This is a genomic window from Deinococcus alpinitundrae (assembly GCF_009982895.1).
Classification (GTDB): domain Bacteria; phylum Deinococcota; class Deinococci; order Deinococcales; family Deinococcaceae; genus Deinococcus; species Deinococcus alpinitundrae.
The window spans coordinates 103,504-128,268 of sequence record NZ_WXZL01000013.1 but is presented as its reverse complement, the minus strand read 5'-3'; the positions used below and the strand labels follow the sequence as shown (position 1 = coordinate 128,268).

16 protein-coding genes are annotated in these 24,765 nt (G+C 62.7%); 12 read left to right on the top strand and 4 right to left on the bottom strand.

Annotation, left to right across the window (positions count from 1 at the left end):
- Positions 1-163 precede the first annotated feature (163 nt).
- The 4 genes from GUI70_RS13475 to GUI70_RS13460 all read right to left on the bottom strand — a co-directional run bounded on the left by GUI70_RS13475 (position 164) and on the right by GUI70_RS13460 (position 4,354).
- A complete protein-coding gene (locus GUI70_RS13475) occupies positions 164-475 on the bottom strand; it encodes a hypothetical protein (RefSeq protein ID WP_161882829.1) in 312 nt (103 codons plus the stop codon).
- Between the two features lie 226 nt (positions 476-701).
- Entirely contained in the window at positions 702-3,098 is a 2,397-nt protein-coding gene (locus GUI70_RS13470) for a putative bifunctional diguanylate cyclase/phosphodiesterase (protein ID WP_161882828.1), read from the bottom strand.
- 157 nt (positions 3,099-3,255) lie between these two features.
- Positions 3,256-3,738, bottom strand: a complete 483-nt coding sequence (locus tag GUI70_RS13465) for a macro domain-containing protein (RefSeq protein ID WP_161882827.1) — start codon at positions 3,736-3,738, stop codon at positions 3,256-3,258.
- A 64-nt stretch (positions 3,739-3,802) separates the two neighbouring features.
- A complete protein-coding gene (locus tag GUI70_RS13460; protein WP_237724906.1) occupies positions 3,803-4,354 on the bottom strand; it encodes a hypothetical protein in 552 nt (183 codons plus the stop codon).
- A 57-nt stretch (positions 4,355-4,411) separates the two neighbouring features.
- Between GUI70_RS13460 and GUI70_RS13455 the strand changes: the two genes are divergently transcribed.
- The 12 genes from GUI70_RS13455 to GUI70_RS13405 all read left to right on the top strand — a co-directional run bounded on the left by GUI70_RS13455 (position 4,412) and on the right by GUI70_RS13405 (position 24,723).
- The gene (locus tag GUI70_RS13455; RefSeq protein ID WP_161882826.1) at positions 4,412-4,615 is read left to right on the top strand and encodes a helix-turn-helix transcriptional regulator; all 204 of its coding nucleotides are present in this window, start codon (positions 4,412-4,414) and stop codon (positions 4,613-4,615) included.
- Positions 4,616-4,677: 62 nt separating this feature from the next.
- Positions 4,678-6,153: a potassium/proton antiporter gene (locus tag GUI70_RS13450; RefSeq protein WP_161882825.1), complete on the top strand. Its 1,476-nt coding sequence runs from the start codon at positions 4,678-4,680 to the stop codon at positions 6,151-6,153.
- Positions 6,154-7,397: 1,244 nt separating this feature from the next.
- A complete protein-coding gene (locus GUI70_RS13445; protein ID WP_161882824.1) occupies positions 7,398-8,057 on the top strand; it encodes a hypothetical protein in 660 nt (219 codons plus the stop codon).
- 199 nt (positions 8,058-8,256) lie between these two features.
- The gene (locus GUI70_RS13440; RefSeq protein ID WP_161882823.1) at positions 8,257-8,448 is read left to right on the top strand and encodes a helix-turn-helix domain-containing protein; all 192 of its coding nucleotides are present in this window, start codon (positions 8,257-8,259) and stop codon (positions 8,446-8,448) included.
- 193 nt (positions 8,449-8,641) lie between these two features.
- Positions 8,642-9,865, top strand: coding sequence for a toprim domain-containing protein (locus GUI70_RS13435; RefSeq protein WP_161882822.1), 1,224 nt, complete (start codon positions 8,642-8,644; stop codon positions 9,863-9,865).
- Positions 9,862-10,953, top strand: a complete 1,092-nt coding sequence (locus tag GUI70_RS13430) for an AAA family ATPase (protein ID WP_161882821.1) — start codon at positions 9,862-9,864, stop codon at positions 10,951-10,953. The genes GUI70_RS13435 and GUI70_RS13430 overlap by 4 nt, the downstream gene beginning before the upstream one ends.
- A complete protein-coding gene (locus tag GUI70_RS13425) occupies positions 10,947-11,348 on the top strand; it encodes a hypothetical protein (protein WP_161882820.1) in 402 nt (133 codons plus the stop codon). Before GUI70_RS13430 ends, GUI70_RS13425 begins: the two co-directional genes overlap by 7 nt.
- Positions 11,349-11,516: 168 nt before the next feature.
- Positions 11,517-18,851, top strand: a complete 7,335-nt coding sequence (locus tag GUI70_RS13420; protein WP_161882819.1) for a sacsin N-terminal ATP-binding-like domain-containing protein — start codon at positions 11,517-11,519, stop codon at positions 18,849-18,851.
- Positions 18,848-21,460 carry a DEAD/DEAH box helicase gene (locus GUI70_RS24020; RefSeq protein ID WP_202630480.1) on the top strand — a complete coding sequence of 871 codons (2,613 nt, stop codon included), beginning with the start codon at positions 18,848-18,850 and terminating at the stop codon, positions 21,458-21,460. Before GUI70_RS13420 ends, GUI70_RS24020 begins: the two co-directional genes overlap by 4 nt.
- The gene (locus GUI70_RS13415; RefSeq protein ID WP_161882818.1) at positions 21,457-21,723 is read left to right on the top strand and encodes a hypothetical protein; all 267 of its coding nucleotides are present in this window, start codon (positions 21,457-21,459) and stop codon (positions 21,721-21,723) included. The genes GUI70_RS24020 and GUI70_RS13415 overlap by 4 nt, the downstream gene beginning before the upstream one ends.
- On the top strand, positions 21,720-24,428 hold the full coding sequence (locus GUI70_RS13410) for a WD40 domain-containing protein (protein ID WP_161882817.1): 2,709 nt from the start codon (positions 21,720-21,722) through the stop codon (positions 24,426-24,428). The genes GUI70_RS13415 and GUI70_RS13410 overlap by 4 nt, the downstream gene beginning before the upstream one ends.
- Positions 24,421-24,723, top strand: coding sequence for a hypothetical protein (locus GUI70_RS13405; RefSeq protein ID WP_161882816.1), 303 nt, complete (start codon positions 24,421-24,423; stop codon positions 24,721-24,723). The genes GUI70_RS13410 and GUI70_RS13405 overlap by 8 nt, the downstream gene beginning before the upstream one ends.
- The last annotated feature ends 42 nt before the right edge of the window (positions 24,724-24,765 follow it).

Sequence of the window (24,765 nt, the reverse complement as noted above, 5' to 3'; positions counted from 1 at the left end):
GGGCATAAAAACCTACCGAATGCTGCATTTCTTAAAGAGTACAGATTAGCGATGCCGCTCTGTCGCTCCTTCAAGAAACAGCCAGATCTTAATGATGAGCCAGCTTTCCTTAAGAGCTATCCACAGGCCCGCTTCTCGCCTGTGGATCACGCTGGTGATCACTTCACTCGCTCAAATAGTCTTCCGGCTCGATACCCTCCATCACCAGCGCGATCTCGTTGCCGATCTCCGCCCGCAGTTCCTCAGCTTGGGTCTTGTCGGGCTTCCAGTTTTCGAAGCGTATCTCGGCCTGACGCGACACGGCGACACGCATCTCGAAGTCCGGGTACTTGTCGCCTGCCCAGATCTCCAAGCCCTCTTGTAGGAACGCGGCCATCTTCTCGCCGTCCCACTCGCGCACGTGGATGCTGTCTTTGCCAGTCTTGGTCTTGATCGGTGTGGGCGGAACGAAACGGATCAGCACAGTTCTGGGCATGACGTAATGGTAGCAGACCCTGACTTAAGAGGCCCCGCCTGGTGCGCGCTAGAGCGGGGCTTTTTGTTGTGGGTCATCCTCAGCATGTGAGGAGCACTGCCAGGTCATGCTGGTGATCTCCGAAGACGAGGTGCTCGCATGTCTGCTGGCGCTGAATCTGGAGCGGGCTGGGCAACAGGCAATGTTCACTTGAACCCTACCAGTCTCTCACACCCCACCCTTCGCTTCACGACTTCAGCTTGAGATTGAGCCTGGGTCGTTCCCAACTCCCCGCAGCCAGGATGGCCGTCAGCGCTTCCGGCGCGTTCATTGGCTTGCCGAAGTAAAACCCCTGCCCCACATCACACCCAAGCACGCGCAACCGATGTGCCGTCTCCGCATCCTCTATCCCCTCAGCCACCACTGCCAGATTCAGGCTGTGCCCCAGCGCCACGATTGCCCGCACAAAGGCCGCATCATCTTTCTGAAGCTCCTTGACGAACACCCGGTCAATCTTCAAGACGTCGACCGGCAGATGCCGCAGCTGGCCGAGACTTGAAAACCCCATGCCGAAGTCGTCCAGCGCAATCCGAACCCCCAGCGCCTTGAGTTGCATCATCTTGCCACGCGCACTGTCCACATTCGCCAGAACGGCACTCTCAGTCAGTTCCAGCGTCAGGGCCGAGGGCATGAGGGCACAGTCTTGAAGCGCGGCCATCACGTCTGCAACGAAATCAGGAGCGTCAAGCTGGGCGGCCGACACGTTCACCGCCACATGACAGTTGGGCAGCGCTCCCGCTCTCCAGCTCCGCGCTTCTTTCAGGGCGGCCCGCAGAACCCAGCGGCCAATCCCGCCCATCATCTCGCGGGACTCCGCGACCGGAATAAAGGTCGCCGGGGAGACCTGTCCAAGGACAGGCGAATACCAGCGTAGCAGAGCCTCAAAGCCTTCCACATCACCCGTATCGAGTGAAACGAGCGGCTGAAAGTGCAGCGCGAACTCACCGCGCTCGAGCGCTCCACGAAGCTGAATCTCAATGTTTGCCTGGGGCACATGCGTGGAGTTGAGCGCCGCGTCCGCGAAGCGCCAGCTGTTCTTGCCGTCATGCTTGGCTTCGTACATGGCTGTGTCTGACTTCTCAATCGCTTGAGCGGCCGTCGTCGCATCGCCTGGGATCAGCGCGATGCCGATACTGGCGGTGAGGTTGACCGTTTCGCCCGCGACCTGAATGGGCTGCGTCAGAGCGTCCAGAATCTGCTGGGCCATGACCGCCGCTTCGGTCGAGTGTTGGAGCTCCGGCAGGATCATCACGAATTCATCGCCGCCAAATCGCGTGACGTCATTCGCGCCTCCCGCGTCGCTGGTCAGTCGCGCCGCCACCTCGCGCAGGACAAGATCGCCCACCGGATGGCCGAAGGTGTCATTGATCAGCTTCATTCGGTCGAGGTCAACAAACAAGACGGCGGCTTGCTGATGAACAGCATGGTTGCTGTCGATCAGGTATTGTAAGCGCAGGTCCAGATTGTTGCGGTTGCGTACGCCCGTCAGCGGATCGTGTTCAGCGCGGTGGGCCAGGGTGGACTGAAGCGATTGGTTCTGGGCCAGCACCAGGCCTTGCCTGAGGGTGAACAGGGCGGTGATGGCCAGCACGACGGCGGATTGAACTGGAGTTGGTGCAGGGTTCAGAAGCTGGAAAACAAGGTAGATCGAGAAGGTGCCCAACACAGCATAGTGGGGCAAGAGCGGCAGCCAACGGTTCAGGAGGGTTGAGATCTTGAGGGACAGCCGGGTGGCCTGTTGCCTGGTCTGGCTGCTCAAGTAAGCGGCCCAACCGCACAGCGCCGCACCCAGGGTCCAGCCGCTGTCGAGGATGGTGCCTGAGCGGTAGGTATCCAGACCAACTTGTTGGGCATAGATCACGTTTGTCATAAGCAACGATCCCATGCCCGCCGCCAGGAGCAGCAGTTCAGTCCGGGTGAGATCCAAGGGACGCCAAAGGGCAAGTGTGACCATACCGGCGCACAGCACGAGGTCGATCCCCGGATACAACAGCGCGATCGTCAGGTTGAAGGGTTGTCCCTTATAGATCTCAATAGTAGACGCTACCGAGGTGGTCCATAACACCTCACCGACTGCCAGGACCACCACAAAGACGTCGAGCAGGATACTCAGACGGTTCAGGCGGCCCTGGGCCTCACGCCTCAAGTTGAGCAAACCCAGGGCGAAGCAGGGCAGGCAGATGAGATAGAAGAGATCGGCCAGCGATGGAAACACATTCAAGTGCAAGACTGAGTCAATGACGAAATACACGCCACTGGCAATCCCCCACGAGGTCAAGCCGTAACCGATCCATCTCCAGAAGGATGAGACGAGAGGGTGTCGTCGGGCCGCCGAAAAGGCCAGCCAAGCACTCAGGAAGTAGATCGGCAGGTAACTCAGGTTGGCAATGCCAGAGCGCCATGCTGAGGCAGGACCACCGATCAGTAACCACAACAAGTGTAGGCTCATTCCAACAACGAGCAGAAAGAGCACCACTTGTGGAGGAATGCCAGGCGCACGGAGGATCATATATTCTATATTCCGCGCTTGAACATAGCGACCTTCTGACAGGGGAGTTTTCAAATGCGGGGTGAAGTCGTTCATGCCGCCCACCCGCCGACCGTCAGCCCGAGCTGCCCGTAGGCGTACTCGCGCACCAGGTCGCGCTCAGCGGCACTCAGGGTGGCGATATCTTTTTAGCGTCCTTGTCGCCTATGTCCTCTACTCGCCCTGAGTGGATACAGTTGGTGCGGCGCTTGGCTCACGCGAGATCATAGACAGTTACGTCCAGGCCTTGACCAACAAGTTCTTCGTTGATGATGGCCTCAATCACGGCCCAGTCTCCTCCAGCCAGTCCAGCGCCGATCCGCGGCATATGGACAGATGCTCCAATCCGCTCGGCTTCGCTCTGCACTTGTTTGAGCCCTTCACGAATAGCCTCATACCGGATCGGCGGCTGTGCCAAGTCCTGGCCCTTTCGAGCAATGTCATGTTGCCCAATTAGATTGACGATGATTAAGCCAGGCAACACTTCGACAAATTGGACTTGACCTAGGGCGAACGGTGTCGTTTCCTCCCCAGCTGCCCAGGCTTTGTATCGGCGTGCCGTCTCAGGAAAGCGCTGAGCTAGTGGTAAGACGAAGCCTCGACCCCACGCACCAATGCCATTACAGACGTGAACCAGGAGCTTATTCCCCATACCTACTGGATTAACGGCGTCTCCGGCAACGTAGTGAAGGGGCATGGCGTCAGTTTAACGGGCTGTCGGCGCTGCAGCTCGCCGGTCGTGTGGATGATCAGGGCCTCGCTCATGCTGCCGCACTCCCGGTGGGCAGGCCCAGCCGGCCGTAGGCAAAGGAGCGGGTGAGTTGGGCTTCCTCGGCGGTGAGGGCGGCCAGGCTGGTCACGTCTCGGCCCAGCGCGGTGGCGGCCACCCCGTAGTGACTCGCACTCGTGCGGTACCCGAGTCTGCCCAGCTCGCGGTGCAGCTCGCAGGCGACGGCCTTGCCGATCACGGCGACCACCGGGGTGGGCGCAGTCAGGACTTCTTCGAGCAGGCTCACGCGCTGGGCCTGGGCGAGCAGACGCACGGCGCTCTCAACCGTGGCGGCCTGGCCGTCAATCTCGGCGACCAGTCCGGCAGCGGTGCGGGTCAGGGTGACGGTGTTCGTGGGCACGTCCACCACGACGCCGCACTTGCGGTCAACGGTCAGCACATCAAACTTGCGGTAATCGGCGCGGCGGCTGGTGTTCGGGGTGAAGGTGGTAAACTCGTTCATGGTCATCTCCAGGGTGACTTCGAGTAAGGCGCGCGCTTCTTTGCCGGGGTTGCGCGCCTTCTCTTGGTTATAATAGTACATGAAATAGGTACGTATGTCAAGCTTTTGTGTACGTCAGAAATATGGTACTGTCTCAACATGAACGAACAAATCCGAGAAGCCGTAAAAGGTGTTATGCAGGAGCGGGGCTTAACTCAGCAACAGCTCGCCGACGAAATGGGTATCGCCCGCACGCACCTGAATCAAATGCTGAGTGGCAAGCTCGGCCAAGTCCCTCCGCGCTGGGCACTCCTAGCCAATACCCTCGGCCTGGAAATCGTCATTCAGCCGAAACAGCGCTGATTGGCCGTCTCGAAGCAGATACCCTTTTCTTTTCATGCAGCGACATCTTTTATGCTTACGGAATGTCACTGAACACCGATCCCACTACCCTCGCGCTCCTGATCGGCGGCACACTCCTGCTTCTGAGCCTGTTCGCCAGTAAGCTGGGTGGCCGTCTGGGCTTACCGGGCCTCTTGCTCTTTTTGATCATCGGTATGCTGGCCGGAAGCGAAGGTCCCGGCGGTATTGCCTTTGATGACTATGCCCTGACCCAGTTTGTCGGCACGGTCGCCCTGGCGTTTATTCTCTTCAACGGTGGCCTGGAAACCAGCTGGCGAACCACGCGCCCAGTGCTCTGGCCTGGAGTCTCACTGGCGACACTTGGTGTATTGATCACCACCAGCATTGTGGGGGCCGCTGCCCATTACTTCCTCAATGTTCCCTGGGTGCTAGCGCTGCTGCTCGGCGCGGTGGTGGCCCCCACGGACGCCAGCGCTGTGTTCTCCGTTCTCAAGGAACACGCCCTGGGCCTCAAAGGCCAGATTCGTCCACTCCTCGAATTCGAGTCGGGTATCAACGACCCGACCGCCGTGGCGCTGGTCATCGGTCTCACCGAACTGGCTGGACATCCCCATCTCCCTCTCCTGCCTCTTCTGAGATCGTTTGTTCAGGAACTCGGCCTCGGCGGTCTCCTCGGGTTTGGCCTCGGTCACCTGGGCGTACGGCTGCTCAACCGGGTGAACCTGCCACTCGACGGTCTGTATTACGTCCTCACGGCAGCCCTGGTCACTGTCATTTACGGCCTCACGGCACTCCTGCATGGCAGCGGGTTCCTGGCCGTCTACGTGGCAGCGGTCGTGCTCGGTAATAGCGACTTCATCCACAAGCGCACCCTGCGCCTCTTTCACGAGGGCCTGTCTTATCTCTTTGAGGTGGTGATGTTCCTTCTGCTGGGCCTGCTGGTCTTCCCAGCTCAGCTGCTCAAGGTGGCGCTTCCAGCGCTGCTCGTTTCCCTGGTGCTGGTGGTAATCGCACGGCCCGTTGCCGTCTTTATCGGTCTGGCGACGACTCGGATGCCTGCGGCCCACAAAGCGATGGTCGCCTGGGTGGGCCTGCGCGGCGCAGTGCCAATCATTCTGGCGACTTTCCCGGTGTTGGCCAAGGTCGAAGGTGCACAGACGGTGTTCAACGTGGCTTTTTTCCTGGTGCTGGTTTCTATTCTGGTGCAGGGGACTTCGCTGCCGCTCGTGGCCCGACTGCTCAATGTGAAGGCCCTGCCCGTCAGTCCACATACCATGCCGCTGGAATATACGCCGACCGGGGCAGGCAAGAACGACCTGGTGGAACTCACCCTATCACCTGGTTCATCGGTGGTCGGACGACGTATTGTGGAATTGCATTTACCGGCTGAGGCGCTGATCGTCTTGCTGAGGCGCGGAGAGGAATACCTAATTCCGCGTGGCAATACGAGGTTACAGGCAGGCGACGTCTTGCAGTTGCTAGGCGGCAAACCGTTTCTCGATGAAGTGCGAAAACGAACTCTTACTCAGGAATCTTGAGATTATTTATTCGAAGACAGCAGATGTTAACCCAGTAGGCTTTCAGGCGGCCAGGAGCTGCAGTTCGATCCGGATGCCTAGTACATCAGCTTACTTCCGGAGCGCCGTGAAACTGCGGCCCTAGGAGAAGGCATTCTGCAGCCATCCCACAGCGGCAGAGCTGCTCAGCGGCAAGCGCGGAAAAGTCCTGCAAAGCCTTATCGACCTGGCCGATGCCCTCGGCCTGGAGATCGTCATCCAGCCCAAGCAGCAAAAGTGATAAGTCACCCGCTTCCGCTGTCAATACGTTGGACGCTCGCAGACCTCGGCTCCGCGGTTACCCAGCCAAACCAGTAACCAAAAGAACAGCTCCAGTGCTTCTCGCTGTCGCAGCGTAGATCTGATTCGTATCCAGACAAGCTTGAGGTTTTCAAATAGTTACTAGACTCGCTCCTTCGCTCCTTACTTGACGAACTGACTATCCTGTCATATCCCTACGGTCATTTATCTTAAGTTCATTCTCCAGCGGCAAGGGGCTGCCATGCTTCTCTCATGACAAACAGTTCGCCCCTGGTGACAGCACCCCACCGCGCCCAGGGAGAACCCTGGTACGCCCCGATGGCGGGTGCTCAATTCCTCGCAGACGCCTTACCTTATTTTGGGCTGCTCATCGTTTTTCTAGTGCTCCCAGTTGCTCTTCTTCTTCTCAGGGCCGTGAGCTGGAGCGCCGTCTTTGCTCTGGTCCTCATGGACCTCAGCGTTATCGTCTGCGTGACACTGGAAGACAGGTACGAGCAACAACTTATCAAACCTTCCTGATTCCAAAGAATGAAACGTGATCCACAGGCCCCTGCTCAAGCCTGTGGATAAGCCCTGTCGCCTATGCAAAACCGACTGCATACAGACCCTAGCGCTACACAAATCGCTACAAAGCAAAAATCCCACTCCTGAGAATGGGATTTTTGCTGTCTGGCGTGGTGGGCGGTGAGGGATTCGAACCCCCGACCCGTCGCGTGTAAAGCGCAGGAGACGACGTCTGCGGCAGTGACCATCAATTCGCGTCGATCCAAGAAAGACGTCTCAGACGGCAAATCTCATCAGGGTCGGAGAAGCGATGTCTTCGACGATCCGTGACGGTCTGCGCTCATATTGCGGCTGTATTGCGGTCACGGAGAATTGATGCGAAACGACGGCCCGGAAGACGTTCGTGTCCTAAGACAGGGGGGGGAGTTTACGCTGACGCCTAAATGTGTCATGCTGCATATGTGAACGACTACGACGCGACGTCAGGGAAACATTCCTCCGACCGTGTCGTGTCTGTAATCGGCAGTCCCGCGCTGGCGGGCGACACTCCAGCACCTAAGACGAAGTTCTCCCTGAGATCGCTGGGGCTCTTACGGAAACGATTGGCGCAGTACGCGCCAGAATACCCATGCATGGCGTCGTGGTATGTCAACGTCTGTTCGCTGACTGATGTTGCCGTCGCGCTCATGGGCACATCCATCCTCAGGGAGTTTCCCGATTCGGTGGTTGACCTGGATGCCCTGTGGACCAAAATAGAGGCATATCTCGACGCACTGGACGACGATCGTGATGGAGATCCTTATCTGTGGACAGGTCGTCAACGAGTCAATCTCGACGCTACGGAAGAGAGGCTCACGAAGCCGGACATTTTGGGTGTGTTGTCGAGATTTTCCGAACTGATAGCGAGGCGCGTTCGGGAGCGCCTTGGGAAAATCAGGGAGGACAGGGCCATGGATCAATTCTCCCTGTTGCTGCTCACCCTCTGGATGGAAACGGAGTTCACAGTCCAGGAGGAGTCGAGCCGCGTCCCCGACTACGGCGAGTCGGCCATACGAGTGCCCAGACCAATCTACGCCCGACCTCGGCCGCCGACAGCTACACTCGCGCCACCTCGCTGCTGAATTGAGGCATTCGCCTGCACGATTCGGATCTGACGATCTGGATTCAGTGTAGGATCCGCAATTCCACTCCCGAGCCGAAGACGCTGTGAACGGATTGACCGTACGGTCCGATTGCGCCGCGCGTCACGACCGTATCTCGGGGGTCAAACTCAGTAGAGGCACAATGACCGAGCATTCAAGACCGACTGTTCTTCAACCCATGTTTCCTGACGGTCAGCCCGTCCCAGAATTCCTGGCCCCCCGCGACGTGGCCCGCTGGCTGAATATCGCGCGCGGACGCGTCTACACGGCGATCGACAAAAAAGAACTGTACTGCCGGAAGTTCTCCGCGCGTCAGTACCGCGTTCCCCGGGAGGCCGTGATCGCCTGGTTCTACGGGAGAGCGAACTAGTGAGAGGGCCCGCCGCTGGAACGGCGGGCCCCGGAACGACAACGTCACCATCAATGACAGACTCAGCCTACACGTCGGCACTCGCCGACGCCAGGCTCCTGTCACTGTCGTTCCGCCGGTCCGATCCCCACGAATGGCCAATGCTTCACGGCTCTGACCCGCTCGTCCGTACCGGATGCGGCAGGAGGGACGCATGAGGCTCCGTGACCTGTCGTGCCATGTGAACTTGCCCGACCTGATCGCGTCGACATGCGGTCAAGCCGCGACCCGCGGCCTGAATCGTGAACGTGGTGGGGTCATCCGTGATCCCCGCCCCGACCACACGGAACGACGTCCCAGTTTCAGCGTGTACCGCGCCGGCGAGGTCTGGCGCTGGAAACGTCACGGCGACGACGGCGCGAGTGGCGACGCCTACGCTTTTCTCCTGGCTCTCGGGTACTCGGCTCTGGAGGCGCGAGCCGAACTCCACCGCCACGCGGGTATCCCGTCCGACCGTCCGGCACCGGTAACGCACCGCCCTCGACCCCCGATCCCGGCCTCCGAACTGGACCGGGTACGCGTCGCGTCGAAAGGGTTGAAGCCTCTCACCCGTGCGGAACTGACGCGAGCGGCACGGCTGGTCGCGCCGCTCACGAAGGACGATCCGGCGGCGGCAGAGCTGCGGATCCGTAGACTGCTGAACTGGGACGGCCTGCCTGCGGGGCGTCTGATGTCCGACCGGTACAGCCACGACGGACGGATGGTGGCGCATGCCGGGGCATTGGTTTTCCATGTCGCCGGTCCGGAAGGCACGCCTTTGGCACTGAAAATCCGAAATTTGGGTACCGACTCGGAACTGGCGACGGCAGGCATGGAACGCTACCGGTATCTGACCGCCGGACACGGGAGACCGGCCCTGTGCTCGCCGAATTACGGTCGAGGCTCCGCCGTGCTCGTCACCGAGGGCGAATTCAACGGCGCAGTGGCGGCGAGGTGCCTCGCCGATGCCGGGATCGACGTTCAGGGACTGGCCGGTGCCGGGGCCGACCCCCACCTGAACGGCCTGTCCGGTCGTACGGTGTACGTGTATGCCGACGCCGACGAGGCAGGCAGGAAGTGCCTCGCCCGTATCGCCCGCATCGCGTCCCAGGCGGGGGCGACCGAGGTGCGGCTCCTCACGGCTCTGCCGACCGGCGATTTTTGCGACCTGGCCAGGACTGAAGGGATTTTGGCGCTGGGCCGCACTGTCCAGGCCCTGATCCACGAATCCACCGTTTCCGCCACCATGCCACCAGACGGTGGTGGGAACAGTCCGACGGTTCCACCACCACACCCATCCCTACGGAATGGTGTGGTGGTGGAACCGTCCACCGTGGAACTGATCATGCGGCGGTACCGGGCCAGACTCGACAAGAAAATGCGGAAGGGCCGATCGTGAGCGACCGTCCGAAGGTCTTGCCCCTTCCGGTCTTGAACGGCCCGACCGCTCCCGATACCGCGCCGGTGGAGTGGCTGATCAGAGGCCTCCTGGCGCGGGGTGCAGGCACGATCCTGTTCGGTCAGCCGGGCGTGTCGAAATCCGTGCACGCGGCCTACATCCTCGCCTGCCTGATGTCAGGTGTGCCGTTCGCGGGCCTGAAGACGACGGAACGTCCGCTGCGGGTTTTGTACGTCGATTTCGATTCCACCTGGCAGTGGAATCGGGAGATTTTCATGGCGGCATTCAGGGGAGTCGGTATCGAAGGTCTGCCGGCCGGTTTCTACTACTACAGCCCGAATTCCGAGGAGTGCTGTCCTGATAGCGAAGCGGACAACCTGCAGACACTGGAGGCGCTCGGTCCGGCCATCGCAGCGACAGTGACTGAGTTCGACATCGACCTGGTGATCTGCGACTCGCTCGGCCAGATGATGGTCGGCGACACGAACAGCGGCCAGGACGTGGCGCTGGCACTCCGGCTCGGTCTGAATCCGGCACGGAAGGCGGGCGCGGCCGTGCTGGTGATCGACCACGCGACCAAGTCCGCAGCGGCGAGCAACGGTGTCCCGACTCCGATGGGCAGCCAGCAGAAACGGGCCTGGGCACGCGTCTGCGTGGTCATCGAGAAGGAGGAAGGTCAGGAGAACGTGGTGCGCTGGAGCATCGACAAGACGAACGCGAAGCCGTTCCGGCCGTTCCTGACACGATTGACGTTCGTCGGCAGCGACGACCGCCTGGACATGCTGAAGGTGGAGCATCTCGGCGATGCCGGGCCGCGCAAGACTGCCCAGGAACGCCCCAACCGTCATGACGAAGTTTCGGAGGAGATTTTGGGGATCCTTCAAACCGGGCCGCAACCACGCTCGCGGTTCAGTGAGGCCGGCACGTACGAGAGGGCACTCAAAGAGCTGGAGAAGGCCGGCCGGATCGTCAGGCCGAAACGTGGTCAGTATGCTCTGCTGGACGACTCTGAGGCCGCACCGTCGTACCGGCCTCCGGAGCGCGGCGTGACGGCGGAGCCTGCCGACATGGAGGTTCGGACATGGTGAACGTTGCCGAGCTACATGCGGACTTGGAGCGCCATGGCGTAAGGCTCGACGTGAAAATGACGACCGTCGGCCCGAGAGGGGCACTCACACCTGATCTGGAAAACCGCCTCGAGGGCTTGAGGCGGGCACTCGCGACGCGGATGCCGGAATCGTCCACCCCGACGTCGGTGACCGTCCTTCCGGACCGCTTGGCAGGTCTGGTCGAGGCAGCGATCGGCAATCATCTCGGCAGCCAGGCCTGTCTCCCGTCGGGGATGGTGGCCGACTTGGGTGCCTACGTCCTCGCCACGGCGGCACGATACGCCGTAGGACACGATCCCGAGCGTCATCTGCGCGACCTGTGGGTCGCCAGGACGGTCTGGACCGAGAGTCGGAAGGTGGACGCCATGTTCTGAGACAAGCCTAGACCTCGACTTCTCCGGAATCCACGTCGGGACGAGCCGTCCCGACGTGGATTCCGCCCGACTTGGGTGATGAACGGAAGAGGTCTCGAGCGGTTCGGCAGATCAAGCTCGCCTGCAACTATGATGTCGTCCAAAGCCATATGCACATACGCGAGCGTGATGCCGATCCGGGCCTCCGACGCCGATTCGGGAGGGGTAGTGGCAGGATTCATCACCAACAGTGTCGAACTCATTCAGCGCATCCTCTTCGACGGTCGCAAGACCGACGAAACGCTGGTCCTCAAGGAGCTCGTCCAGAACGCCGACGACGCACACGCCCAGGTTCTCCAGGTCGGCATCGACGACGGGCTCGCCGACGCCGATCATCCTCTTCTCCGAGGTCGCGGCCTCTACGTCGTGAACGACGGTCCTTTCGAGGAGAAGCACGCCCGCGCCGTGCGTAGCCTCGGCGGCAGCTCGAAGGTCGAAGAAGCCGCAGCCATCGGCAAGTTCGGAATCGGCCTGAAGTCCGTGTTCTACCTGGGTGAAGTGTTCTTCTTTCTGTGCCGTTCGAACGACGACGACGGACGGGACGTCCTGTCGCGGGCTCAGGTTCTGAACCCTTGGAACGACGGGCAGGAGGACGAGCATTCCCGCCCGGAATGGGATCTCTTCACTCCTGCCGACCGGGCCCGGATGCGCAGACGGCTGGACGGACGTGGAGTGACGGACGGCTTCACGATCTGGGTTCCCCTGCGGACGCGGGAGAGCACCAGACTCGCCGACGGAGAGCTTTCGGTATATCAGGCCTATCCCGGCGACGAAGAACTGGAACGCACGCTGTTCTCTCGGCGGGTCTACGACGAGATCGCCCGGATGCTCCCGCTGATGAGACATCTACGGGTGGTGCAGTTTCACTCGCCGGACGGCACCGTCATACTGGACATCGGCGATTCGACACGGTCGCTTTATCCGGAGCTGGTGGGTGAACGAACGTTCGGCGGGAAGGTCCGAGGCGAGGGAGTGGCGGATCATCATTTCGCCGCGACCGAGCAGTTGCTGGCCACACCACGGATCGGGGCGTTGCGGGCCGACGGCCACTGGCCTCGCCGGAGGGTACCCGGAGCCGGTCGACAGACGGAAGACAAGACGCGCGCCCACGCCGCCGTAACGCTCGAGCGCCAGGAGACCGGCTCCGCCGATCGTGTCGGCGGGACACCGTACGCGCGGCTCGTGATCCGTTGGGCCGCGTTCCTGCCTCTGGGTGAGGAGGAATCTGTCCGCATCGGCGGTAGGGTCGACTTCCACCTCACGCTCCACGGCTGCTTCTTCATCACGGCCGACCGGCGCGACATCCTCTCGTGGCGCGACGTCCCGCAATCTCCGACCGAGACGAGCAGTCAACTGCAACAGCAATGGAATGCGGAGTTGGCCCGTGGAGGCACGTTGCCACTGGTCCTACCGACACTCGCCGACTTCGCACGGGGACTCACGACGGACGAGGTCACCCGGCTGACGATGGGACTCTGGGGCTCGAATCTGTTCCGCTCTCACCGCATGGACCTGTGCCGACGAGGCCAATGGGTGCTGACCCTGGACCGGGGCTGGAAGCTCGTCGAGCCGGGCACGCGCCTCCTCCCCTGCCCGCGGACGGAAGGTATCGGAGTGGAGAACTGGCTATCCGGCTTCAGGGAGATGGCTCGAAACGCCACGGTCATCGAGGCGGACGCCCCCCATCTGATAGCGAGCTCCCTATCCACGTGGTCCGACGTCGATCTCGAAATTCTCTTCCGGGGCCTACGTCTCGCCGACCTCGACGGACCGGGTCTGGAGCGTCTCGCCCGCGTTCTGAAAGTCGTCGCCCACGACAGCAACTGGGAGGCCCGCCGGTCTCTGCTTTCCGGCGTGTCGGCGCTTGATCCCAAAGCGCTGGCCGCGTCGAGCGGAGAACTCAAGACGCTCGTCGAGACGACCCCGGTGGAACGGCGGCTGGTGCTCCCGAAGAACCTCGCGCACCATGTCCGCAGACGCCTCGCCCTGCTCCCGATCGCCGCGCTCGTGCTTCCGGGCGAAGTGGACGTCACCGGCGAGGCGCGGTTGTCCTCCGAGGACGCCCTGACGATCATCCACGCGCTCGCCGGGCAACGCGGCACGACCGATGCCGTCAAGAGGGTCCTGGGTGCGGTCGCGGAAGAGGCGCGCCCGACATTGCGCGTCGCGGTCGCCGAGCTACCGTTCGTGGAGATCCGGAAGCTCGAAGGCCGTGACCCGGAATTCATCTCCCCGGTCGACGCTTGGGACAGGATCACCAATGGACGTCTCCACCGGGACACCGATTCCAGCCGCGAATGGGGCAAGGTCGCCGAGTCGGCGTTGAGCGGTCTCGAGACGTCCTTCACGGACGCCGCGCTGATCGAAGCGTTGGGAGGGCGAGTCGGACCGTTCGATCCGCACGTGGTCACCGGACTCGTGCGCCGCGGACTCCCTTTCGTGTCCTTGTCCGGTCGACTCGGCGTCCTCCAGAAGATCATGGAAAAGAACCTGCTGGAGGAATTTGATCCCCTGGTTCGGGCGACGCTGCAAGGCCGCTCCGACCAAATGGACGATCCGGTCCCGCTCTACGTCGTGGAACGCGAAAGACCGACATTGGAACGCCTCGCCCGTCAACTGCTGTCCGGCCAGTCCTGGCAGGTCGTGCCCAAAGTCCTGGCGGATCTGCTCAACCGCCCTGCCCGCGACCTGATGTCTTTGAAGCCCTTGGAAACGGAAGAAGTCGCCGCACTGATCCGGCGTTTCGGAACCGTCCGAATCGACGCCGGCGAGTTCGGGCGAGACGAACGTCTCGCCCTCTTGGGCGAGTTGCCGAAGGACGTCGCACGTGCGTTGCCGTTCCATCCCTCGAGGGGCGGGACGTCGGTGTCGTTGACTCCGGACTCCCTGCTTCCGGGAACGGCCCAGCTCCCGCCGGGCCTCTCGTCGAGCGTGACCATACTCCAGCCAGACCCACTTTGGCTGCCGTTGTGGACCGAACTGGGAGTCGGCACCCTAGACTCCAGGGCGGCCCTCGAACGGGTGCTCGGGAGCGCCGAACCGTATACACACGCCCTCTGGATCCTGGAACAGGTCACCCTTCTCGACGAGGAGACTCTCGAAGACCTCAGGGAGGAATTGACCGGCCGGAATTGGCTACCGGATTCCTCGGTGAAATACGTGACTTCCCCGGCGAACCTGCTGGTCCTGCCCGAACTCGCCGATACGGTCGGTCGAGTCGTGGCCGAGGCAGGAGAAATCCGGTTGACCCGTTCCGACCTGGCGGAGGAACTGACGGTCCATCCCGGCTTCCACAGACTGGTGGACGCGGGATTCACGTTGTCCGGCGAGGCCGCTGTCATGGAGCTCGCCAAGATCATGTCGACGCGTCCTGATGGACGCTACAGGACCGGAGACGACGATCGACCGTTCGGTATCTGGTGGACTCTGTTCGCTGGAGTCGATCCGTCGAAACTGCCGGCCCTGGACATCCTGATTCCTCTCCATGCCGTCGCTCCGGACTGGGCACGTGAGGTCCGGGAAAGATTGAAGGGGCCGCTTGCGGACCTTAGCCTCTCTCCTGTCCTCAACCATCTGGCCGACCTACTGAGGCGCAAGCTGGTCCCCCAAGCGGAGCGTGACGAGACTTTACGCATGCATTCCCGAATCCTCGAACAGGTCCGGGACCGTAAGCTCTGGAGCGAAGTGAGGAAGGGACTGCTGCTCCGCGACAGGCAGGGCGTCTGGCGCGACGCCGGCGATCTGTGCGTCCAGGCCGAGGGGGTGACTGCGAGCGCCGTACTTCATCAGGAGCAGCAACTCCTGTTGGGGGACGTGCTGACGCCGAAGACCTTTTCGCGGAACACGGCAGAGGGTGACGACGGGGCTTTGGATGTCGACGCCTCCTTGGCCGCGACGGCAGCGCGACTGGAAACGTACTTCGCGGCTTGGGAAGGCCTGGTGCCGAGCGAGCTGATCGGCGCGTTCCTGAGCCTCCTCGGCGGGGATCCTGGAGTGGAATCCGTCTCGAAGCGACATCTGCATTCCCGTTCCCTGGGCGTCGTCCGTGAAATCGTCGAGGAGGACGCCCGACAGCGGCCTTCCGGCGTCAAGTCCTTCGCGGAATGGTCGAGTCTGTCCAGGGTCACGTTAGAAGTGTCCAGCGAGGACCGGCTCTGGGTCATGTCGTTGACGGACGAGCCGCTCCGAGTGACCAAGGACGCTTCTCGACCGAGCGTCGTGGTCGGACGCCCCGAACCCGGGCGCTTGCACGGAGACGTGTACGTCTCGCGCATCGTACTCAACGGGATCGATCCTGCCACGTATTCCCGAGAAGAGCTGTCGGAGGCCTTGCTGGCCGCCACGAGGGCGGTGCTGCACGGCATGTACCTGGTCAGGACCGACCATCTCGAAGACCTGTGGCGGCAGCTGAGCGAGAGCGATCAGTTCGACCTGCTGTACACGCAGGACATGATCGTCCAGGACAGCATCTCCTACATGCGCTACCAACTGAGCCTCCCCGGACGACATCCCTTGAACGACCTCTTCGCCCGATGGGACATCGCGCGTCACAGGGAGGCCGAGGAGCGGTACAACCCGCTGGTACGGCGGCACGACCAGGCCTCGCAGGAAATCGGCCAGTTGCGAGGGGAGCTGCGCGACGCGCTGGAGAACAGCGACCCGGAAGTGGTCGGCCGACTGCTGTCGGCGGTTCGGCGGCGAGTCGGGGACGCGCAGTACCTGCCGGCCAGTATCCCGTTCGAGCTTCTGCAGAACGCGGACGACGCCCTCGAGGAGTTGGGAGTCATGCGTGGCGGTAGGCCGGTCGACGACACCTTCGTGATCGAGACCGGGAAAGACACCCTGAGCTTCCGCCACTGGGGCCGGACCATCAACCAGTTCGCCCTGCCCGGCTTCGACGGGGAGACTCTGGGCTTCAAGGCGGACCTCAAGAAAATGCTGATGCTCGCCGCCAGCGACAAGGGGGCCAGCGACATGCAGGTCACCGGAAAGTTCGGGATGGGTTTCAAGAGCGTGTACCTCGTCGCGGAACGTCCCAGGGTAGTCAGTGGTCGCCTGGCCTTCGAGGTGGTGGGCGGCGTATATCCGAAACGGTTGGACAAGGACCGCAGCGGTCTTTTGAGGGACGGTCTCGAACGGCACGGTGACCGGATGCGAGGAACGGCCATCGAACTCGACGTCGGCGAGGAAGAGGCCCGACCCGTGCTCACGGAGTTCCGGGCCTGGCTGCCACTCCTGTTGGTGTTCACCCGCCGGGTCAAACGAGTCGTGGACGTCACGCCCCAAGGAACGACAGTCGTGTCCTGGCAGGAGTTGCCCGTCGACGGAGCGTTCTGGCGGGTCGGCAGCGTCCATCCCCCTCAGGCGGCGCTGGACAGGGCCATGGTGTGCGAACTCCCGAGCGGCAAGGTCCTCTTCGCGCTCGGTCTATACGGATTGACCGTACTTCCTGACGACGTGCCGACCTTGTGGGTCACGGCACCGACGCGGTCTCACGCCCGCGCCGGTCTGGCCGTGAACGCCATGTTCGCACTCGACATCGGACGGTCCGAGGTGGCCTCGCGTGCACCGGAGAACGAAGAATTGGCCCGCAGACTGGGCCGCGAACTGGCCGAGGCCCTCGCGAGCCTCCGAGATCGGGCACGGGACTGGCCGCGTCTGGTCGAGGATCTCGCGCTGGCGGCCGACGCCACGCCGCAGACCTTCTGGAAGAGCGTCTGGGTCCTGCTCGGCGACCGTGCCCCCGACCCCTCGAGCAACTTCGCCGCCCGCCTCGTCCACCTCATGGTCTGGGGAAACGACGACACCGGCCTGTGGTCTGTACTGAAAAGGCACCAGGTACTGCCCACGGGTCTGGTGGGAGACCACGATGTCCTGACCTCACTGGACCGAGTCGCTCGCCGGATATGTGGGGTCCTGGCCGGCGAGCGCATGTTCGCCCAGCACTTGGAATCGGCCACGCTCAGCCTCCGATACCCACCCGGCAGCCTGGTCCACGAGACGGTCGCGGCGCGTCTGCTTACCCTGACGGGCGGACAGGTCCAGTGGGCCGAACTGACACTGCTCGACGTGCTGACGGAAGAGTTGGGCGAGCGTCCGGAGATCGGCCCCGAGCAGGCCGCCCGTTTCGCCGTCGACTACACGAGCGGGACGCTGGCTACTCTCGGCGACGAGAAGGAAGGCGTCTCGGACTACCTGGCGACCTTTCGATTCCGGACAGTCGCCGGGCACTACATACCGGCGTCCGAGATCGTCGTCGGCTTGAAAGGCGAGCCCGTCAGTCCGGACGAACGGCTCCGCGCGGCCTTCGCTCCCCGAAGTCGCTTACTGCATCCGGACTACCAGGCGGCGATCGGCTTCGTCACAGTGTGTCGCGACGGATTGAGTGCCGACGCCAGAACGCTGGCCTCGTGGGCAGGCGACGCCAGCGAAGAGGCGACGCGGAGAGCGGTCCTGACGTACCTGCTGTCCGGTCATCTCGCCTCGAGTTTGGCCGAGGAACTCCACAAAGGACCCGAGACGTGGTTGGCGAACGTCCTCGACCTTCCGGTCTTCCTGAGTTTCAGCAACGACGAACGCCACATCCTGGCTGGATACCTCAAGCAGGGCGACCGACTGGACCGAAAGACTCTGGGCGGCACCCGAGAAGGTCAGGACGTTCCGCCGAGTCGAACGGTCGAGAACCCGGCACGGTTCTTGAGAGAGCTGTACGCCGAGTGGGCGGCGACCTCTCAGGCCGCCAGTTCGGCCTACGAGCAGACGGTATATCCCTCGTTCATGCGCCCAGACGGCCTCCTGCTGCCTTTCGGGGAAGACCGCAAGCGCTGGATGGCCCTCCTGCTCCTGGGAACCTACCAGAGTCTCGGTCGGGCGACGCCTCAGCAGAACCGCGACTTTCTCCAACTGGCAGAGCGTAGGGGCTGGTTGGACATCTTCGCCGCGACGGAGGTCGATCCGGTGAAATGGTTCGAGATCCTGGATGGTTTCCTCAGCGGTTCCCCGACGCAGGAGTACTATCATTGGTTTTCCCGTTTCCTGGCGACCTATCAGTTGTCACGCCACCTGGACGTGTACATGTCCATCCTCTCCGGGTTGGGTCGTCTCCCTGGGCCGCGGAGCCTCGACATGATCTTGAACCCTTCCGGCAGCGCCCTGTTCAGCGGAAGCGGGATCGACGTTCCCGATCTCCGTAGGGCCATGGGTATCGGTCGCCACTTCGTGCTGCGTGAACTGCTCCGGACGGGCACCGTCGTTACCCCTCACATGCACGCCGAGGCGTTCCACCCTTCCGCCTCGGTCCGTCGGGCTCTGGCCGCTCTCGGCTGTGACGTGGACCCGAAGGCATGGGGACATGGCGACTCCCGCACGATTCACAGATTCCTGGTCGGCCACCTCGGCGAGGCGGGAGCCACCTTCCAGGGGGCCTTCGACCTACCGTTCGTCCAGTCGAAGCGGTTCTCGTGACCGGACTTCCGCCGGACGCAGGATCACGCGTCTGGCATGCCACCCACGGCGTCGGTCGGGTCGAGCTGACACGGCGCACGACCGCCATCGTACGGTTTACCCACGGTCTGGAAGAAGTGCTGCTGTCCGAGTTGGCGACGCGGCCCGACACTCCGGTGTCCGCTCCCGCTGCCGACGTCCTGGTCCGTGTACAGGCCGAGGCCATCACAAGCGTCAACAGCGCCTGGGGCGTGTTCTCCCGCTCGCGCGTCGCCCTCCTTCCACACCAGTTGTGGGTCTGCCGACAGGTGATCACGCGCTGGCCGTCGCGGTGGCTCGTCGCGGACGACGTGGGCCTCGGCAAGACCGTCGAAGCCGGTCTGATCCTCTGGCCCCTGATCTCGCGGGGCCTGGTCCGCCGGGTCCTGATCCTGTGCCCCGCAGGTCTGGTCGACCAATGGCAACACCGGATGAGGACGATGTTCGACATCCGCCTGACCCGCTATACGCCCGAGGCCGATACGGCCCGTGGTGGGTTCTGGGAGACGCATTCGACGGTGGTGGCTTCGCTGCATACGCTTCGCGACGGACGCCGCGGGCGGCACGAGCGGATGCTGGAAGCCGAACCCTGGGATCTGGTGGTCGTGGACGAGGCCCATCACCTCCACGCCCCCGATGCCGGAGCCACCCTCGGATACCGGCTGATCGAGCGTCTGGACGCTGCCGGACGCATCCGGGGCATGGTGTTCTTCAGTGGCACGCCCCATCGCGGCGACGACCAGGCTTTCCTGGCCCTCCTCAAGTTACTGCGACCGGAGCTGTTCAGCCCGGTTCGCCCACTGGCCGAACAACTCCGGTCCCTTCCCGAAGTGATGATCAGGAACAACAAGCAACGCGTGACCGATCTGCACGGAACACGCCTCTTCCAGCCCCCCCGGGTCCGCTCCATGACTTACGCCTACTCGCCGGTCGAGGCCACGTTCTATGACCGGATGACAGAGTTCATCGCCACCGGCAAGGCCTACGCCGGCAGTCTCGGCGAAGGTGTCCAGGGCCGTGCGGTGATGCTCGTGCTGATCGCCATGCAGAAACTCGCCAGCAGCTCCGTCGCGGCGGTCCGCCGGGCCCTGGCCAGACGACTGTCGAACCTGAAGGCCGCGTCCCGTCACGCTGCGACTCCTGCGGCAGACCCGGACGACCCGGACGGTACTGCTGTGATGGACGAATCTCTGGCTGCTCAGGCAGCGCTCTGGATGCTGATGGAGAACGAGATCGCTCGCCTGGAGGAACTCGTCACGGCTGCACAGGCCGTCCTCGTGGAGACCAAGGTCAGGCGCATCCTCGACATCGTCGAACAGGAGTTCGGGGGCCGCAGCGTCCTGCTGTTCACCGAATACAAGGCGACGCAGTCCCTCGTCCTCAGTGCTCTGAGCGAGCGCTACGGACCTGAGAGCATCGTCTTCATCAACGGAGACGACCGCGCCGAGCAGGTCGCCGGACAGACCCTCGCCATGACCAGGGTGGAGGCTGCCGCACGCTTCAACGCCGGCACAGCGCGGTTCATGGTCTCGACCGAGGCGGGAGGCGAGGGAATTGACCTCCAGGAGCACTGCCACACCTTGATACACGTGGACCTCCCATGGAATCCGATGCGCCTCCACCAGCGGGTCGGACGCCTCAACCGCTACGGACAAGGCCACACGGTCGACGTGGTCACCCTGCGAAACCCCGATACCGTCGAATCGTTGATTTGGGAGCGGCTCGACGGAAAGATCAGGCGGATCAACCAGGCACTCGGGCAGGCGATGGACGAACCGGAAGACCTGCTCGAACTCGTCCTCGGGATGTCCGACCAGTCGATGTTCACGTCGCTGTTCGCGGAAGCTGCCCGCGTACCGCGCGAACGGCTCGACGCCTGGTTCGACGAGCGGACCCGCCAGTTCGGTGGCGAGGACGTGTTGACCGCAGTAAGGCAACTGGTAGGTCACAGTGCCCGATTCGACTACGCCCAGGTCAGCGCCATGATTCCGAAGCTCGATCTGCCGGACCTGGCTCCCTTCTTCCGCACCATGCTGGCGCTCAATCATCGTCAAGTACGAGAGGAGGGGGGGGGCCTTTCCTTCAATACTCCCAAGCTCTGGACGGAGGAATTCGGCGTGCTGCCGAGCTACCGCGACCTGGTCTTCGATCGCCGAGTACCTTCGGCCGAATCCGGTCGGCTGCTGGGCATGGGACACAAGCTGCTGGAGCAGGCGTTGACCCAAGCGAGAGGTTTCGCGGGCCGCACCGCCGTCCTGACCGAACTCGACCGACCCCTGTTCCTTTTCCAGATTTCCGACCTGCTCACCGGATCGGGCCAGGCCGCTCCGACTACCCTGGTCGGCGTCGACGGAGCGGACGAACCCCGACTCCTCTTAGATTGGGAAGTCCTGACCTGGAGCAACGCCCTGTCGCGTCCAGCCATGTTGAAGGATGAAGGCGGAAGCGACCTTCCCTCCGATCTCCGCGTCGAGCGTGCGGCGGCCTTCGTGGAAACGCAACTCGCGCGGCTCCGCCTGGGCTACCGGATGCCCCGGATTGACCACACGGCCACGTTTTGGCCGGCTTCCGCACGGAAAGGATCCCCATGACCGCATTACCGCTCGATCTCGGAACGAAGCAAGTGATATTCCGTCGCCTCCAGCATGAGGAACGTGCCCTCTGGGACGCCACACAGCTCTCCACTTCGGCTGATGATGACGGCTTCGACCAGATCAAGCAGGAAAGGGCCTTTCGTGAAGAGCGCGAGTCGCGCCGTCGCGCCGTCGGTCGAGAGTGGGATCTCGGAACTCAACAGCTGCGCGTGCTGGAACTCGAAGGGGTGCTGTCCGGTTGGCCCTTGGATGACCGGTGAATCTCACCTGGGCTTCTGCTGAAGGCGAACTCCTTCTGGAGGGTGACTTCACCCACCTGGAAATACTGGAGGATCAGGGCCAAATGGTCGCGCTCGGGAAGGGAGATCTGCGTCTCCTCGACCTCACCACCTTCGAGACTCTGGGCACCGTCAAACGCCGAGGACATGAGGCCAGCAGCATCGCTGTCGACCCAGGCAAGCGCCGGGTGTTCGTCGGCAACTCGAACCGCGACGAGGTCGAGGTCATTGACCTCAACAGCATGTCCAGCCTGGTGCCCGTCAAGCTCACCTCGGCACCCAAGGCCTTGGTCCTCGGAAACCGGGCGCGGCGGTTGTGGGCCCTCTCGTTCGGGCGAATAACACTCGTCGATGTCGGTGAGAAGAAGCCGAAGCTCAGCCGCACGGTGGATCTTCGGGGTGACCCGGCCGGCCGCGCCGCGGCGCTGTCCGCCGACGAATCTCTCCTCGCCGTCGGACGTGAAGGGAAGTGCGAGGTGTACCGCACGTCCAACTCCGCTCTGAAGTTAGGGTTCGACGTGCCTCCGGGCCTGCGAACCCTCGCCTTTTCTCCCAGCGGAGCCTGGCTCGCGGGTGGCGGCGGCACGTTCCGTGAGGACGAACAGGCCGCGAGTCCCTTCGAGCGCTACGTCTATGAGCACAACGACGTGTGTGTCTGGAATCCGGACACGGGAAGGCTATTGTTCCGCGGCGCGGCGCGCCCCAATCCCAACTTCATCACGAGCATCGTGTGGCACCCGACCCTGCCACTGCTCGCGAGTGCGGATACTCGGGGAGGCATCCTCCTCTGGCGCGTGCCGGAAGAGGGAACGGAACTTCTTCGCGAAGGGGAGTTGACAGCTCCCCCCTACGCTGGAGAGGTCAAGCAAGTGCTGTTTACGGGTGACGGTGCGCACCTGCTCGCGCTTCGTCGTGGCGGTGTCTCCGAGTACCGTCTGGAAGGCGTCCCTTCGCTGAAGCGCACACCCGACTCGCCGCATCATCCGGCCGCTCGCCTCGACCTTCCCGTGAGTTGGCCGACCCACGCGCAGTGGCATGGCGACGGATTGTGGATCAGCGGACTCCACGGGTGGGTGGAGGTCGGCGTTTCACACCGGCAGGTAAGGCGACAGGGCGAAACCAACGAGAACACCCGTATCTGGATTTCACAGCCCGGACACGGCAAGGCGTTGCGACTGCGCAACGTCGACGATACGGAGGACCTCATCGAGGTTCGTGCGCTCGACAATACGCTTCTGCACGAGGTGGCGCGCATCCCTCACATCCCCTACGTTCCCCGGCTGACCATGCAACTCGAGGAGGACGGCCAGGCGATCACATACAACGTCGGGGGGCAGCTCCATCACGCGTCGTTAGAACCTCCCTTCGCAAGCACTTCCGCCGGGTTCGACGACATGACCGTTACCGAGTTCTCGTTCAAAACGCTGCCCGGATCGGTCCTATCCACCTCCGGCTTCGGTGACACGATGCACGTCCGGTTGTGGAACACCACGACCCTCGCGTCGATGTTGGTGCTCGACCAGGGCGATCTCTACGACTTCAGCGGCTGGTTGACGTCGAGCGCGCTGAGCCCTGGCGGCCTGATCGGCATCGGCTCACAGAAGGGCGAGGTGGGCGTCTTTGACCTCGCCACGGGAAAGCGTAAGTTCAAAGGCGTGCGGCACGGCGACGGCAGCGTCCATGACCTCGCCTTCAGCCCGGACGAAACGCTGCTCGCCTCGGCCGCGCATGACCGTACGGTACGGCTGTGGGACGTGCGGAGCGGCGAGGAACTCGCTGTCCTCCCACACGAGCACCCTGTTCACCTCGTTACCTTCGGACCCGGGGACTCCGAACTCGTCAGCGTCGATCAGAGCGGGACGGCCTTCTTCTGGGAGCTGAGCAGCGTCACGACGTGGAGCGCACTGACGGCACCTGCACCTGCGGGCGACGTCCTTCCGAAGACCACACCTCCAGTGGCCGAGGAGCACCCCACGCCTCCAGTCGTCTCGGCCAGGCCCCGTCAAGACCGGGAAGCCTACTTCGAGGCGGCACGCAAGGCCGGCCTTGGTAGTTTCGCGGAGCAGAGCTGGGCGCTGTACCTGGCCGCACCGTTCGAGGCGGCCCCACTTCAGGGGGCGCGGCACATCGTCGAAGCCTATCGACAGGCAAAGACGCTCGCCCCGGAGTTTCGCGTGCGCGTTCAGGCCTGCGCACAGCATCTGAAAGTGAAGTGCCACCTGCGCCCAGGCGACCTCAAGGATGCCAACCGGGCGCTTGAGAAGATGGATCGGCCTGAAGACGACGAGAATCTGACGTTGCCCATTGATCTGCTGGGTGGCTCCCTCGTCTGCTCCAGCCTGAGAGAACTATACGAGGTGGCCTCTCGATTGGGCGAGGCTTTCGACGTGGTCGGCTTCCGCGATCGGATGATTCGTCCCGTTGCCGCCGGGTATCGTGACTTGCAGTTCAGCGTGTCTCTCCACGGGCACGTGGCCGAGATCAAAATTATGCATGAGCTCATGGCGCAGGTGGACCGATACGAACACAAGGTCTTCGAAATCCAGCGTGGCATTGAGGCCCAGAACCACGTCGAGATGCCGTTCGCGGAGGAAGTGGTGACGAGATCGCTCTACATCGCGAGCCGACGCATGTACAGTAATACATGGGCCGAGATCCTCGCCCGGGAGGGAGACAGCCATGCGTGAGAAGCCCCAGTACTTCCTGTACGGCAAGACGCCGGTGAAGTTCGAACCGACGCCGTCGGGTGGCCTGCGCGTTCAAGTGTTCGACCGGAAGACGAAAAAGTTCGTCTCCGACTCGACGTACCGCAGCCGGGTGCTGTATGACCGCGACAACCTCACCGTCATGGTGGATCAGGCGGAATTCGAGCGCCAGGTCGTCGGTCTGGGGGGGAGACGCATCCAGCGAGACGTCTCCCCGACCCAGAAGGTGTGGTCCTACCAGGCCAAGGCAGGACGGTCGATCAAACTCTTCAGGTGAACGGTCGGGTAAAGGTGTGCCGTGCTCGAGACACCTGCCGCT

Bases quoted from the DNA above. Each gene is read 5' to 3' on its own strand.
- GUI70_RS13475 (WP_161882829.1), bottom strand. From the start codon at position 475: ATGCCCAGAACTGTGCTGATCCGTTTCGTTCCGCCCACACCGATCAAG.
- GUI70_RS13470 (WP_161882828.1), bottom strand. From the start codon at position 3,098: ATGAACGACTTCACCCCGCATTTGAAAACTCCCCTGTCAGAAGGTCGC.
- GUI70_RS13465 (WP_161882827.1), bottom strand. From the start codon at position 3,738: ATGCCCCTTCACTACGTTGCCGGAGACGCCGTTAATCCAGTAGGTATG.
- GUI70_RS13460 (WP_237724906.1), bottom strand. From the start codon at position 4,354: ATGTACTATTATAACCAAGAGAAGGCGCGCAACCCCGGCAAAGAAGCG.
- GUI70_RS13455 (WP_161882826.1), top strand. From the start codon at position 4,412: ATGAACGAACAAATCCGAGAAGCCGTAAAAGGTGTTATGCAGGAGCGG.
- GUI70_RS13450 (WP_161882825.1), top strand. From the start codon at position 4,678: ATGTCACTGAACACCGATCCCACTACCCTCGCGCTCCTGATCGGCGGC.
- GUI70_RS13440 (WP_161882823.1), top strand. From the start codon at position 8,257: ATGTTTCCTGACGGTCAGCCCGTCCCAGAATTCCTGGCCCCCCGCGAC.
- GUI70_RS13435 (WP_161882822.1), top strand. From the start codon at position 8,642: ATGAGGCTCCGTGACCTGTCGTGCCATGTGAACTTGCCCGACCTGATC.
- GUI70_RS13425 (WP_161882820.1), top strand. From the start codon at position 10,947: ATGGTGAACGTTGCCGAGCTACATGCGGACTTGGAGCGCCATGGCGTA.
- GUI70_RS13420 (WP_161882819.1), top strand. From the start codon at position 11,517: ATGCCGATCCGGGCCTCCGACGCCGATTCGGGAGGGGTAGTGGCAGGA.
- GUI70_RS13415 (WP_161882818.1), top strand. From the start codon at position 21,457: ATGACCGCATTACCGCTCGATCTCGGAACGAAGCAAGTGATATTCCGT.
- GUI70_RS13405 (WP_161882816.1), top strand. From the start codon at position 24,421: ATGCGTGAGAAGCCCCAGTACTTCCTGTACGGCAAGACGCCGGTGAAG.